This window comes from Martelella radicis, from assembly GCF_014196625.1.
GTDB classification, from domain to species: Bacteria; Pseudomonadota; Alphaproteobacteria; order Rhizobiales; family Rhizobiaceae; genus Martelella; species Martelella radicis.
The window spans coordinates 247,881-260,890 of record NZ_JACIDZ010000004.1; the positions used below are offsets into that span (position 1 = coordinate 247,881).

12 protein-coding genes and 1 pseudogene are annotated in these 13,010 nt (G+C 62.3%); 9 read left to right on the top strand and 4 right to left on the bottom strand.

Annotation, left to right across the window (positions count from 1 at the left end):
* Nucleotides 1-4: 4 nt before the first annotated feature.
* A complete protein-coding gene (locus tag GGR30_RS08445) occupies nt 5-1,513 on the top strand; it encodes a Do family serine endopeptidase (protein WP_183485055.1) in 1,509 nt (502 codons plus the stop codon).
* Nucleotides 1,514-1,518: 5 nt separating this feature from the next.
* On the opposite strand, the gene serB is transcribed toward GGR30_RS08445, so the two are convergent.
* Nucleotides 1,519-2,409, bottom strand: coding sequence for a phosphoserine phosphatase SerB (serB, locus tag GGR30_RS08450; RefSeq protein WP_183484789.1), 891 nt, complete (start codon nt 2,407-2,409; stop codon nt 1,519-1,521).
* Between serB and miaA the strand changes: the two genes are divergently transcribed.
* The 4 genes from miaA to GGR30_RS08470 all read left to right on the top strand — a co-directional run bounded on the left by miaA (nt 2,408) and on the right by GGR30_RS08470 (nt 6,884).
* On the top strand, nt 2,408-3,313 hold the full coding sequence (gene miaA, locus GGR30_RS08455; RefSeq protein ID WP_183484792.1) for a tRNA (adenosine(37)-N6)-dimethylallyltransferase MiaA: 906 nt from the start codon (nt 2,408-2,410) through the stop codon (nt 3,311-3,313). The genes serB and miaA overlap by 2 nt on opposite strands.
* Before the next feature lie 279 nt (nt 3,314-3,592).
* A complete protein-coding gene (locus GGR30_RS08460; RefSeq protein ID WP_183484795.1) occupies nt 3,593-5,365 on the top strand; it encodes an acetolactate synthase 3 large subunit in 1,773 nt (590 codons plus the stop codon).
* Between the two features lie 21 nt (nt 5,366-5,386).
* A complete protein-coding gene (gene ilvN / locus GGR30_RS08465) occupies nt 5,387-5,959 on the top strand; it encodes an acetolactate synthase small subunit (RefSeq protein WP_138749627.1) in 573 nt (190 codons plus the stop codon).
* Between the two features lie 328 nt (nt 5,960-6,287).
* Entirely contained in the window at nt 6,288-6,884 is a 597-nt protein-coding gene (locus tag GGR30_RS08470) for a LysE family translocator (protein WP_183484798.1), read from the top strand.
* Nucleotides 6,885-6,959: 75 nt separating this feature from the next.
* Here the strand turns inward: GGR30_RS08470 and GGR30_RS23745 are convergent.
* Both GGR30_RS23745 and GGR30_RS08480 read right to left on the bottom strand, forming a co-directional pair.
* Nucleotides 6,960-7,499 (bottom strand): annotated as a pseudogene (locus GGR30_RS23745) (RNA polymerase sigma factor); the annotation flags it as partial.
* Nucleotides 7,402-7,788: a COG4315 family predicted lipoprotein gene (locus tag GGR30_RS08480; protein ID WP_183484801.1), complete on the bottom strand. Its 387-nt coding sequence runs from the start codon at nt 7,786-7,788 to the stop codon at nt 7,402-7,404. The gene GGR30_RS08480 and the pseudogene GGR30_RS23745, both read right to left, overlap by 98 nt.
* Before the next feature lie 143 nt (nt 7,789-7,931).
* Between GGR30_RS08480 and GGR30_RS08485 the strand changes: the two genes are divergently transcribed.
* The 3 genes from GGR30_RS08485 (at nt 7,932) to cobU (ending at nt 11,134) form a co-directional block, all read left to right on the top strand.
* Nucleotides 7,932-9,059 carry an ATP-dependent DNA helicase gene (locus tag GGR30_RS08485; protein WP_183484804.1) on the top strand — a complete coding sequence of 376 codons (1,128 nt, stop codon included), beginning with the start codon at nt 7,932-7,934 and terminating at the stop codon, nt 9,057-9,059.
* Nucleotides 9,060-9,385: 326 nt separating this feature from the next.
* A complete protein-coding gene (locus GGR30_RS08490) occupies nt 9,386-10,387 on the top strand; it encodes a glycine betaine ABC transporter substrate-binding protein (protein WP_183484807.1) in 1,002 nt (333 codons plus the stop codon).
* Between the two features lie 213 nt (nt 10,388-10,600).
* Entirely contained in the window at nt 10,601-11,134 is a 534-nt protein-coding gene (gene cobU, locus GGR30_RS08495; RefSeq protein WP_246413672.1) for a bifunctional adenosylcobinamide kinase/adenosylcobinamide-phosphate guanylyltransferase, read from the top strand.
* Here the strand turns inward: cobU and GGR30_RS08500 are convergent.
* Nucleotides 11,124-11,993, bottom strand: a complete 870-nt coding sequence (locus tag GGR30_RS08500) for a TSUP family transporter (protein ID WP_425488343.1) — start codon at nt 11,991-11,993, stop codon at nt 11,124-11,126. The two genes, cobU and GGR30_RS08500, sit on opposite strands and share 11 nt — an antisense overlap.
* A gap of 55 nt (nt 11,994-12,048) precedes the next feature.
* Between GGR30_RS08500 and GGR30_RS08505 the strand changes: the two genes are divergently transcribed.
* The gene (locus tag GGR30_RS08505; protein WP_183484813.1) at nt 12,049-12,999 is read left to right on the top strand and encodes a nucleoside hydrolase; all 951 of its coding nucleotides are present in this window, start codon (nt 12,049-12,051) and stop codon (nt 12,997-12,999) included.
* The last annotated feature ends 11 nt before the right edge of the window (nt 13,000-13,010 follow it).

Consider the following 13,010-nt stretch of genomic DNA (forward strand, 5'->3'; position numbering starts at 1 on the left):
CATGATGACGACGGTCAAGCTGAATTCCCCGGTTCGCCGGTCCATCGCCCGGCATGTGGTCGGCGCCGGCCTTCTTGCCGCCATTTCCGTGCTGCCTCTCGCTGCGCACGTTCGGCCTGCGTTTGCGCAGACCCTTTCCGATGTATCGGTCGCGGATATCGCCGAAGGGCTGCTGCCCTCCGTCGTCAATATCTCGATCTCCGAGGAAGGCGGCCCGTCCGGCGAGACACGGCCTTTGCCGGATGTTCCCGAGGGCCAGCCCTTCGAAGATCTGTTCGAGGATTTCTTTCAAGGTGAGCAGGGGCCGCGCAGCCGGCAATATTCCTCGCTCGGTTCCGGCTTCATCATTGATCCGTCGGGCATCATCGTCACCAACAACCATGTCATCGACAATGCTGACACGATCGAGGTGACGCTTGCCGACGGCACCACGCTTGATGCGACGCTGCTCGGCGTTGACGACAAGACCGACCTCGCCGTGCTCAAGGTCGAGTCGGACGAGCCGCTGCCAGCCGTGAAATTCGGCGATTCACGCCGGGTCCGCATCGGCGAATGGGTGCTGGCGATCGGCAATCCCTTCGGGCTTGGCGGTTCGGTCACGCTCGGCATCGTCTCGGCGCGCGGACGCGAGCTTGACGGGCCCTATGACAATTTCATCCAGACGGATGCGGCGATCAACAAGGGCAATTCCGGCGGCCCGCTGTTCAACATGGATGGCGAGGTGATCGGCATCAACACCGCGATCCTGTCGCCTTCGGGCGGATCCATCGGAATCGGCTTCTCCGTGCCGAGCGAGCTTGCCGAAAACGTCATCGACCAGCTCGTCGAGTTCGGTCGCACGCGCCGGGGATGGATTGGCATCCGTGTCCTTGAGGTAAGCGATGCGCTTGCCGCCTCGCTCGGTGCCGATGATCCCGCCGGCGTTGCCGTTGGTTCGATCATCGAGGGCGGCCCCTCCGACGGCGGGCCTTTGCAGGAAGGCGATATCATTCTCACTTTCGACGGTCAGCCGATCGACAATCCACGCGACCTGCCGCGCTTTGTTGCCGAGGGGCGCATCGGTGAGCCGGTGGACGTCGAGATCATCCGCGAAGGAGAGCGCATGACGGTTCAGGTCACGCCGGAACTGCTGGAGGAGCCGGAAGAGGTGGAAGAGGCTCTGGCCGAGACGGAAGAGCCGATGGACGATGGCGATGCCGTGACGCCCGGCCTGCCGGTCAGCGTTTACGGGATGACGCTTGCCGAACTCGACGACAATGGCCGCGCACTCTACCAGATCGACGGCGATGTCGAGGGCGTTCTGATCACCGAGGTGGAAGAGGGCAGCGCTGCCGCTGACGAGGGGCTGATGCCCGGCATGGTGATCGCCGAGGTCGGCCAGGACGCGGTGACGACGCCGCAGGAGGTTCGCTCGCGCATCGTCGAGCTGATTTCCGAGGGCCGCCGCAGCGTCTCGATCATGGTCGCCGAGCCCGATGGCGCCCTCAGCATCAAGAGCCTGGTGCTGGAATAGAAGCCTCAGCCGCCGACGAACTCCGCCTTGCGATAACCCTGGATATAAAGCAGCGCCGTCAGGTCCCCATGGTCGATGCGGATATCGGCCTGTGCCGCAACCGTCGGCTTGGCATGCAGCGCGACACCCGAACCGGCAAGCTCCAGCATGCCGAGGTCATTGGCGCCGTCGCCGACGGCCATGATCTCGGTCTCCGAAATGCCGCGTTTCCGGGCGACATCGTGCAGCGCCTCGATCTTGGCTTGCCGGCCGAGGATCGGGTCGGCGACATGGCCTGTCAGCTTGCCGTCCTTCTCGATAAGCGTGTTGGCGCGGTTCTCGTCAAACCCGATCATCGCGCCGATGCGGCTGGTGAAGACGGTAAAGCCGCCGGACACCAGAGCGGTATAGCCGCCATTGGCCTTCATCGTCGCGACCAGTTCCTTGCCGCCCGGCGTCAGCGTGATGCGCTTTTCGATGATCTCGTCGACAATGCCGATATCGAGACCCGCAAGCAGCGCGACGCGCTCGCGCACGGCGGGCTCGAATTCGATCTCGCCGTTCATGGCGCGCGCCGTGATGCCCGCGACCTTGTCCTTCAGCCCGACTTCGGCGGCCAGTTCGTCAATGCACTCCTGACCGATCATGGTGGAATCCATGTCCGCCAGCAGCGCCTTCTTGCGGCGGCATACCTGCGGCTGGATCACGAGGTCGACGGGCAGGTTCGCGATTTCCGCCCGGATCGCCGCTTCGGCTTCCTGCCGGTTGATATGGTGGGCAAGGTGAAGATCGACGGCGATGCCCTCGTTCAGCCAGTCGACCTTTTCCACCGCGACCGCGTCGGAAACCCTTGAAACCTGCTCCGAGGTGACAACAGGGTTTGACGGATTGGCGACAAGCGTGGCAACGAGAACCATGGCGAATTCCTTGGACAAAAAACTGCGTGCGGTTCTGATAACCGGGCCGACGGCGGGCGGCAAGTCCGCTTATGCTTTGCGGCGCGCGCGCGAGACCGGGGGCGTCGTGATCAATGCCGACAGCATGCAGGTCTATGATACGTTGCGGGTGCTGACGGCGCGTCCCTCGGACGAAGACATGCAGGGGATCGAACACAGTCTTTACGGCCATGTCGCCGCGGGAGCGGACTATTCTACCGGCGCCTGGCTGCGCGATGCAGCGGCGCTGATCGCGCGGCTTGAAGGCGAGGGGCGGTTGCCCGTTTTCGTCGGCGGCACTGGGCTCTATTTCAAGGCTCTGACCGAGGGATTGGCCGAAATGCCCGAGGTGCCCGCGGAGATCCGCGCGCACTGGCGGCAGGCACTGGAAGATCAGGGCCCCGAGGCGCTTCACGCCATTCTTGCCGACCGCGACCCGGTCATGGCGGCGCGGCTTAAGCCTGCCGACGGGCAGCGGATCGTGCGCGCGCTTGAAGTCAAGGAGGCATCCGGGCGATCGATCGCGGACTATCAGGCCGAGACGCCGCCGCCGCTGATCCGTCCGGAGGCGGCCGAGAAGGTGGTGATCCTTCCCGAACGCCCGGTGCTGCACCAGCGCATCAATGCGCGTTTTTCCGCCATGCTGGATGAGGGAGCGGTTGAGGAGGTGAAAGCTCTTCTGGCCTTTGATCTTCCCCCCGAAATGCCGGTGATGCGGGCAATCGGCGTGCGCGAGATCGCAGCCATGCTCAACGGGGAAATGGACCGCGAGGCCGTCATCGAGCGGGCGAGTGCCGCAACCCGGCAATATGCCAAGCGGCAGATGACCTGGTTTCGCAATCAGATGGGTGAGGACTGGAAAAGGCTCGATCCCACAGCGCTTTAGCCTTGGCGGGCACCACCGGTTCTGCCTAATTTAATTTCACTCGATCGCCCGTTTGGCTATTTTTCTTGCACTCGCGCGTTGACTGATGCGGCAAGACGGGCTATCAGCCAAGCATGGCTATGAAAGAACTTCTTATTGTGGTGGGATCGCGCATGGGCAGGATGGTGTAACCATCCGGCATAAGCCACCCATGCGCGACGACAGGCTCCTTGAAGGGGCCTTTTTTTATGCCCGATAGGAACGCAAACACCTAGAGACCATCGAAACGGAAAAATGACGATGACCGCGACGGACAACTTGATGACAGGCGCCGAGATCGTTTTGCAGGCGCTGAAAGAAAACGGGGTTGAACATATCTTCGGATACCCCGGCGGCGCCGTGCTGCCTATCTATGACGAGATCTTTCAGCAGGACGAGATCGCCCATGTGCTTGTGCGTCACGAGCAGGGCGCGGGCCATGCGGCCGAGGGCTATGCCCGCTCCACCGGCAAGGTCGGCGTCATGCTGGTCACCTCCGGTCCGGGGGCGACCAATGCGGTTACGCCGCTGCAGGATGCGCTGATGGATTCCGTTCCGCTGGTCTGCATTTCCGGCCAGGTTCCGACGACCCTGATCGGCTCGGATGCCTTCCAGGAATGCGATACCGTCGGCATCACCCGGCCCTGCACCAAGTACAACTGGCTGGTCAAGGACGTGAACGACCTCGCCAATGTCATCCATGAGGCCTTCCGCATTGCCCAGAGCGGTCGTCCCGGCCCCGTCGTCGTCGATGTCCCGAAGGACGTCCAGTTCGCCAAGGGGCGCTATACGCCGCTCAAAGGCCATCCGATCCGCGAGAGCTATCGTCCGGAGGTCAACGGCAATGCCGATGCGATCCGCACGGCGGTCGAGCTGATGGCCAAGGCGAAACGCCCGATCCTCTACACCGGCGGCGGCGTCGTCAATTCCGGCGATGACGCCACGCGGCTGCTGCGCGAACTGGTCGGGCTGACGAATTTCCCGATCACCTCCACGCTGATGGGTCTCGGCTGCTATCCGGCGTCCGGCAAGAACTGGCTCGGCATGCTGGGCATGCACGGTTCCTACGAGGCCAATATGGCGATGCATGACTGCGACGTCATGGTCTGTATTGGCGCGCGCTTCGATGACCGCATTACCGGGCGCGTCGATGCCTTCTCGCCGAACTCGACCAAGATCCACATCGATATCGACCCGTCCTCGATCAACAAGAACATCCACGTCGATATCCCGATCCTCGGCGATGTCGCGCATGTTCTCGAAGAGATGGTCCGCGCCTGGCGCGCGCTGCCGGCGGAAAAGCCGTCGCTCGATGACTGGTGGGGCAATATCGACCGCTGGCGCGGGCGCGACTGCTTCGCCTACACGCCCAACAAGGACGTGATCATGCCGCAATATGCGCTGGAGCGGCTGAACGCGGCGATCAAGGGCCGGGATTTCTACATCACCACTGAAGTCGGCCAGCACCAGATGTGGGCGGCGCAGTTCTTCGATTTCGAGGAGCCAAAGCGCTGGATGACGTCCGGCGGTTTGGGAACGATGGGCTATGGCCTGCCGGCAGCGCTCGGCGTCCAGATCGCGCATCCGGAAGCGCTCGTCATCGATGTTGCCGGCGATGCCTCGATCCAGATGTGCATTCAGGAGATGTCGGCGGCGATCCAGCACAATGCACCGATCAAGATCTTCATCATGAACAACCAGTATATGGGCATGGTCCGGCAATGGCAGCAGCTCCTGCACGGCAACCGGTTGTCGCACTCCTATACCGAGGCTATGCCCGATTTCGTCAAGCTGGCGGAAGCTTACGGCGCGGAAGGGATCTACTGCGACAATCCGGACGACCTGGATGAGGCGATCCAGCGGATGATCGACAGTCCCAAGCCGGTAATCTTCGACTGCCGCGTCGCCAATCTCGCCAACTGCTTCCCGATGATCCCGTCGGGCAGGGCGCATAACGATATGCTGCTGCCGGACGAGGCCAATGACGAAGCCGTCGCAACCGCCATCGATGCCAAGGGCCGTCAGCTCGTCTGAGCTTGAGAAAGGTTTGAAACAATGAACGCCAAACTACAGCCGACCGGTTCAGCCTATTTCATCTCCAGCCCCACGGCGCCGCCGGAGCGCCACACGCTGTCCGTGGTCGTTGCCAATGAGCCGGGCGTCCTTGCCCGCGTCATCGGCCTTTTCTCCGGCCGTGGCTACAACATCGAAAGCCTGACCGTTTCAGAGACCGAGCACGAGGCGCACCTGTCGCGCATCACCATCGTCACCAAGGGCACGCCCGACGTGCTGGAGCAGATCAAGGCGCAGCTCGACCGGCAGGTGCCGGTGCACAAGGTGGTCGATCTTTCGGTGCGCGCCCGCGAACTGGGGATTGCCCCTCCGGTCGAACGCGAGGTGGCGCTGATCAAGGTCGTCGGCAATGGCGACCAGCGTCAGGAAGCGCTGCGGCTTGCCGATGCGTTTGAAGCCAAGGTGGTAGACGCCTCAGTCGAACATTTCCTGTTCGAGCTGACCGGCAAGGTCTCCAAGGTCGATCAGTTCATCTCCATCATGCGGCCGCTCGGCCTTGTCGAGATCTGCCGCACGGGTCCTGCCTCGATGAACCGCGGTCCGCAGGGCATGTGATACCAAGGATCGATGAATTGATCCTTCGGTTTATTTGACAAACTACGCTTCCCCCTCATCCGTGATCCCGGCCTTGAGCCGGGGTCCAGGGCTACAAGAAAACCTTTTGCCACAGCGCCTTACGCGCCGCGGCCCTCGCTATTTGGCCTGGATCCCGGCTCAAGGCCGGGATGACGGAAAATGAGGAGCAGGCTTCTTACATCTCCAACAGGCTTCGTCAGCATTCTGAAGGATCAATGATTGATCCTTGGTATAAGGTCAGGAGACCCGTTTCGCCGGATCAGGGGACGCCGCTCCGGTACGGGCTTGAGACAAGAAGGGCAGGGCGATGACGCATGACACGCTTCTGGCATTGCTTGGGTTCGCGCTTGCGGCCTCGATCACGCCCGGCCCGAACAACATGATGGTCTTCGCCTCGACGGTGAATTTCGGCTTTTTGCGCACGCTGCCGCACATATCTGGCGTCGTTGCGGGTTTCGCCATTCTGATGGCTGGCGTGGGCGCCGGTCTGGGTGCGGTCATCACCGCCTTTCCGCCCATCCTTGTTTTCGCGAAGATTGCCGGCGCCCTCTATCTTCTGTGGATCGCCTGGAAGATCGGCACGACGCGGAAGATGTCTTCCAGCGAGGCGACGACCGGCAGGCCGCTCACCTTCATTCAGGCAGTCGGTTTTCAGTGGGTCAATCCGAAGGGCTGGATCATGGCGTTGACGGCCATGTCCGTCTTTACCGATCCCGCCCATTACGGTCGCTCCGTCGCGATTGTGGCGGTCGTGTTCGGCCTGATCACGATCCCCAGCATTTCGCTCTGGGCCGGCTTCGGCTCGGGGCTCAGGCATTGGCTTTCCTACGGCGATCGGCTCAAATGGTTCAATATCGTTATGGCTCTGGTGCTGGTGGCAAGCCTTTGGCCGATGCTGCGGTGAGGCTTCATCTCCGGCAAGGTGGGCCGCAAGGCGATGCCGCGCGCGCGACAGGCGCGACATGACGGTGCCTGCCGGCACATGGAGCCGGTCGGCGATTTCCTCATAGCTGAACCCTTCAAGGTCGCACATCACCACGATATCGCGGGCAGCCGGCGGCAAGGCGTCGAGCGCATCGGCAAGTCTCAGCCGGTCGATTTCGACATCTTCATCGGCATGGTCGTCCGGTAATTCCTCGGCCGCATCGATTTCGACAAAGGACAGCGTGTTGCGGTGGCGGAAATGGTTGGCGTTGATATGCACCATGATCGCATAGAGCCATCCGCCGAGATTGTCGCCATGCCATTGCGCCCGGTGGGAGAGGGCGCGTTCAATCGTGTCCTGCAGCAGGTCGGCGCCGTCCTCGGGCGAACCGGCCAGGCTCTGCGCCATGCGGCCGAGTTGCGGCAGGCAGCGCCGCAGCTCCGTTTCGAACAGGCGTTCGGGCGCGGCGGGTTGTATCCGCCGCGCCGGTTCGGGGTCAGGCCGGGCGCGCGACCTGCCAGAGATTGCTGACGTCTGCGCCGGTGACGTCGCCAGGCTTCTTGTCATTTGCCCGGAAATAGAGAGGTTCGCCATTCAGAGCCCACTGTTTCTGCCCATCCTTGCGCACCACAAACGAGAAATGTGCAAAAGGTTGCGCGGTTGGGTTGGCGATATATGGCGGCCAATCGGTCGCGCAGCTACCGTAGCAGGCGGATACGTCCCTTGCGTCCTTGTCATAGGTGTAGAGGGTGTGACCGTTCTGCGCGGCCAGGACCTGACCGTCATAGGTGTCCACGGTGCGGAAGGTGCTGGTGCCGGCAAAGGCGGTGCCGGCGACGGCAATGAGCGCGGCGGCGGCGAGAATGGATGCTTTCCTGATCATGTCTTTCAGTCCGTTTCGTTTTGTCGCGTCGGGGTTCGAAAGTGACGCGTTCACCCCCTAGACACGTCGGGCTCCTGTTTTATTCCAGGCAGGCACGAGTTTTTTTGTTGCCCCGCCGCGGCGAATCCTGCCAAGTCACGCCCATGGAGTTTTCACCGCAACAGGATGAGGCGCTCAAGGCGGTTTCGCGCTGGCTGAAGGAAGGCCGGTCGCCGGTTTTCCGACTGTTCGGCTTTGCCGGAACCGGCAAGACCACGCTCGCGCGCTATTTCGCCGAGCATGTCGACGGGGAGGTGCTGTTTGCCGCCTTCACCGGCAAGGCCGCCCAGGTGCTGCGGTCGCGCGGGGCGAGCAATGCCCGCACCATCCATTCCCTGATCTACCGTCCCAAGGGCGAGGAAATGATCGAGGACGAGGAGACCGGAAAGACCTCGGTCGCGCCGATGTTCTCGATCAACCGGCAGAGCCCCCTCGCCAAGGCGGCGCTGATCATCATCGACGAGTGTTCGATGGTCGACGAAAAGCTCGGCCAGGATCTCGTCAGTTTCGGCACGCCGGTTCTGGTGCTTGGCGATCCCGGTCAGTTGCCGCCGGTTTCCGGCGGCGGCTATTTCACCAATCACGAGCCCGATTATCTTCTGACCGAAATCCATCGTCAGGCGCGCGACAACCCGATCATCGACCTTGCCATGCGGGTGCGCGAGGGCGACGAGATCCCGTTGGGGGACTATGGCGAGGCGAAGGTGATCTCGCGGCGCGAGGTGACGCAGGAACTGGTTCTGGAGGCCGATCAGGTTCTCGTCGGCACCAACCGGACCCGTCGACGCTACAATCAGCGCCTGCGCGAACTGAAGGGGTTTGAACAGGTCTATCCGCAATCGGGCGACAAGCTGGTCTGTCTGCGCAACGACCCGGCCAAGGGTCTGCTCAACGGTTCGCTCTGGAAGGTGATGTCAGCCTCCAAGGAAACGGTGAAGCCGGGCATCAATCTTCTAGTCAACCCGGAAGAGGACGACCCCGATCGCGGCGCGGCAAGGATCAAGCTCCTGAAGGCGGCCTTCGAGGACAGCGAGACGGAGATCCCGTGGTCCACCAAGAAACGCTATGACGATTTCGACTATGGCTATGCGCTGACGGTCCACAAGGCGCAGGGCTCGCAGTGGAACAATGTCGTGCTGTTTGACGAGAGCTGGGCCTTCAGGGATACGCGCGAGCGCTGGCTCTATACCGCGATCACGCGCGCCGCCGAGCGGCTGACCATCGTTTCCTGACGCCTGCCGGAAGGGCGGCGCGCCCACGCGCGGCGGCTGCATACGCAATACCCTAAACGGCACCCCGAGCACGCAAATACTCTAGAAGATCGGGGCTTTGTCGCCGCGCAACCGTCCGCTGTCCTGTTTCTAACGGCAGAACCTTACTGCTTGGTTAGCGTCGGCGCATTCTCGCACAGCTCTGCCACAAAAAAAGCCAAAGCCGGTGTTTGTCATTTCAACGCTCCGGCACTATTTTTGACAAATATCGAATCCGACACGTTTCCGACGAACGGGCTGACCTGATGGATTACGGAAGCGCTCGGGGAGGGGATGGACGAACGGTCATGAACGCACATATCGCCGCCGCCTCAATGCTTTTGGGCGCCGCGCTCTTTGCCGAGGGCGCGAACGCTCGGGAAAGCTGCTCGACTGTGTCAATCGCCGAGCTCAACTGGACCTCGGCGGGGCTGGCCGCATGGGTTGACCGGCTTATTCTGGAAAAAGGCTTCGGCTGCTCGGTGAGCATGGTTTCCGGCGATACCGACAGCACCATGGACGCCATCATCGCCACGGGCGAGCCTGATATCATTCCCGAGTTCTGGTTCGAGAGCGCGACACCGGCGCTTGACGAGGCTGTCGCCGACAAGCGTATCGCTTTTGCCGCCCCGCTTCTCAACGAAGGCGGTGTTCAGGGCTGGTGGATTCCGAAATTCATTGTCGATGCGCATCCCGAGGTCACGACCGTGCAGCAGGCGCTCAGCCATCCCGAACTCTTCATCGCTGCGGAGGGTGGCGAAAGGCCTGCCGTGTTTAGCTGTCCCGAGGGCTGGGCCTGCCGGGTGTCGACCGAAAACCTGTTCCGCGCGCTGGGGGCGGCTGACAAGGGGTTTGACCTGGTCGAGGCCCAATCGGGCTCAGCGCTCGATGCGTCGGTTGCGCGCGCCTTTGCCGATCAACAGGGTTGGCTCGGCTACTATTGGGCGCCGACTGCGCTTCTCGGCGAATATGATATGGTCAAGCTCAGCTTCGGGGTCGAATTCAGCAAGCAGGAATGGGACAGTTGCACGATCGTCGCCGATTGCGCCGACCCCAAGCTCAATGCCTATCCCGTTTCCGCCGTCTACACGCTGGTCGACGGCGAGTTCGTGACCGAATATCCCGAGCTTATGGACTATTTCAACAATCGCTCCTGGAGCAACGGAACCGTGAGCGAGGTGCTTGCCTGGATGAGCGCCAACGACGCTGGCAACGAGGCCGGGGCCCGCCATTTTCTGTCGACCTATCCCGATGTCTGGAAGGCCTGGCTTGCCGATGATGTTGCGGAGAGGGTTGCAGGGGCTCTTTGATATCCGGTCAGGCCGCTCCTTGTGAATGCGTCTTCGGGACGCTATATGTGAGGGGCGCCGGGACAGGATTTGCGGCTTGCCGGAGATGATCTCCGGCAGCGCGCATCCGGGATGATCAACAGCGCGGACGCCTCTTTGTTCTACGAATCGTCCGCTTTCATTTCGGGACCTTTTCCGGCGTCTTCATGTCCAACAGGTGATCAGGGTCCATCTTTGCGCACGCTAGCACAGAAGACCTGCCTGATCCTGGGCGGCGCGCGTTCGGGCAAGTCCGCACATGCCGAGAAGCTGGCGCGTGAAGCGGACGGCAATCTCCATTATGTCGCGACAGCACAGGCCCTCGATGCCGAAATGACGGCGCGTATTGCCCATCATCAGGCTGCGCGCGGTCATGGCTGGCGGACGCATGAGGTGCCGGTAGAACTCGTCGCCTGCCTTGAAGGCCTTGTCCGGCAAGAGAGACCGGTGGTGCTGGTCGACTGTCTGACCTTGTGGGTCACCAATCTCATGCTCGGCGACCGGGATGTTGGCGAAGCGGGCGACAGGCTTGCCGCTTTTATTGCTGACTGTCCCTATCCGCTTTTCCTCGTCGCAAACGAGGTCGGTCTCGGCATCGTGCCCGACAACGCGCTCGCCAGAAAATTCCGCGACGAAGCCGGGCTCTTGAACCAGAAGGTCGCGGCGGCAGCCGACACGGTAATCTTCATGGCGGCGGGCCTGCCGATGACGATGAAGCCTACATCATGAGCCACTGATAGACCGGGTTCTGCTCGTCGAGAAAGACCTTGGCCGCCATGGCCAGGCTCGAGACCGCCAGAAGCGGCCGGATGATCTTCGCGCCGCGCTTCATCGCCAGTCTTGATCCCGTCTGTGCGCCGAGAAACTGGCCGACGCCCATGATCAGGCCGATCTTCCACAAAATGGCGCCGCCGGCAAGAAAGACGACGAAGGCGCCGAGATTGGACGAGAGATTGAGCATCTTGGTGCGCGCCGTCGCCTTCAGCATGCCAAGTCCGCCGAGCGTGACGAAGGCGAGCATGAAGAAGGACCCGGTGCCCGGTCCGAAAAGCCCGTCATAAAAGCCGATTGCCGGGACCACCAGACCGGCGAAGACGGGCACGGCGAGGCGCTGGTGGCGGTCGGTGTCATCCAGCCCGCTGCGCAGGGCGAAATAGAGCCCGATGCCGGCGAGCAGAAAGGGCAGAACCGCCAGCAGGACGTCTCCCGAGATGATGGTGGCCAGGACCGCGCCGAGCGCGCCGCCGCCAAAAGCGAGTAGCGCCATGGGCCATTGTGTCCTCGGGTCCACGCGACCGCCGCGCGCATAGGAAATTGTCGCCGATGCGGCCCCGAAAATGCCCTGCAGCTTGTTCGTGCCGAGCGTTTCGAGCGGCGGGATGCCGGCGATCAGCATCACCGGAATGATGATCAGGCCTGCGCCGCCCGCGATTGAATCGACGAAGCCGGCGATGAAGGCTGCCGAAAACAAGATGAGCAGCAGGTCGAGACTGGCATCGAACAATCGGGTCGAACTCCATGAGAGGGCGTGCACGGTCATGACCGGGGCGGTCATCGTTTCCTTTTGCGCCGGGATCGTGTAGGTCATTTGTGGGCGGCGCTTCAGCCGGTTTACGATCTTTCAAGAAGCAGGATTCGTTTTCATGCACAAGGTTATTTTCGACACGGACCCGGGCATTGATGATGCCATGGCATTGCTGTTCCTCGAGCGTCACCCCGATATCGAGCTTCTCGGCATCACCTCGGTTTTCGGCAATGCATCCGCCGACACCACAACCCGCAACGCGCAGTTCCTGAAGCGGGAATTCGGCATTTCCGCGCCGGTCGCGCGCGGCGCCGACGAGACCTATGATCCGGCCCGCCCGATGGCGCCCTGGCCGGTGGTCGTGCATGGCGTCAACGGTCTCGGTGATATCGAGATGCCCGAAACCATTGATGACGTGCCGCTTGACCCGCGCCCTGCCTATCAGTTCATCATCGACACCGTGCGCGAAAATCCGGGCGAGGTGGAGATCGTCGCCGTCGGTCGCATGACCAATCTGGCGCTGGCGCTCGCCCGCGATCCGGAGATTGCCGGGCTTGTGAAGCAGGTCGTCGTCATGGGCGGCGCCTTCGAGCGCAACGGTAACGTTACGCCGGCAGCCGAAGCCAATATCCACGGTGACCCGGAAGCGGCCGATGCGGTTTTCACCGCGCCGTGGAATGTCGTGATCATCGGTCTCGACGTCACGATCCAGACGGTCATGACCCGCACGATGATGAAGGATCTCGCGTTGCGCGGCGGGCCCGCGGTCGAGCTTCTTGCCAAGATCTCCGATCCCTATATTGATTTCTACAGCCAGCAGGTGGATGACGGCATGGTCGTCCATGACAGCTGCGCCTGTGTCTATGTCGTCGCGCCGGAGCTTTTCGGTCTGCGGGCAGGGTCGGTGCGCGTCGTCTGCGGCGGCATCGCCGATGGCCTGACGCTGCAAAAGCCCGCCGGCCCGTTCTTTCCGCCGAGCGCCTGGGACGACAAGCCCGAACAGCAGGTGGCCATGACCATCGAGGCTGTGAAGGTCGTCGACCTCGTGGCCGCGACGCTCGCGCCCTAGCGTGTCTTTCT

What these genes read in the sequence shown, in the direction of transcription:
- GGR30_RS08445 (WP_183485055.1), top strand. Translation starts at nt 5, where the DNA reads ATGACGACGGTCAAGCTGAATTCCCCGGTTCGCCGGTCCATCGCCCGG.
- miaA (WP_183484792.1), top strand. Translation starts at nt 2,408, where the DNA reads ATGGCGAATTCCTTGGACAAAAAACTGCGTGCGGTTCTGATAACCGGG.
- serB (WP_183484789.1), bottom strand. Translation starts at nt 2,409, where the DNA reads ATGGTTCTCGTTGCCACGCTTGTCGCCAATCCGTCAAACCCTGTTGTC.
- GGR30_RS08460 (WP_183484795.1), top strand. Translation starts at nt 3,593, where the DNA reads ATGACCGCGACGGACAACTTGATGACAGGCGCCGAGATCGTTTTGCAG.
- ilvN (WP_138749627.1), top strand. Translation starts at nt 5,387, where the DNA reads ATGAACGCCAAACTACAGCCGACCGGTTCAGCCTATTTCATCTCCAGC.
- GGR30_RS08470 (WP_183484798.1), top strand. Translation starts at nt 6,288, where the DNA reads ATGACGCATGACACGCTTCTGGCATTGCTTGGGTTCGCGCTTGCGGCC.
- GGR30_RS08480 (WP_183484801.1), bottom strand. Translation starts at nt 7,788, where the DNA reads ATGATCAGGAAAGCATCCATTCTCGCCGCCGCCGCGCTCATTGCCGTC.
- GGR30_RS08485 (WP_183484804.1), top strand. Translation starts at nt 7,932, where the DNA reads ATGGAGTTTTCACCGCAACAGGATGAGGCGCTCAAGGCGGTTTCGCGC.
- GGR30_RS08490 (WP_183484807.1), top strand. Translation starts at nt 9,386, where the DNA reads ATGAACGCACATATCGCCGCCGCCTCAATGCTTTTGGGCGCCGCGCTC.
- GGR30_RS08500 (WP_425488343.1), bottom strand. Translation starts at nt 11,993, where the DNA reads ATGACCTACACGATCCCGGCGCAAAAGGAAACGATGACCGCCCCGGTC.
- GGR30_RS08505 (WP_183484813.1), top strand. Translation starts at nt 12,049, where the DNA reads ATGCACAAGGTTATTTTCGACACGGACCCGGGCATTGATGATGCCATG.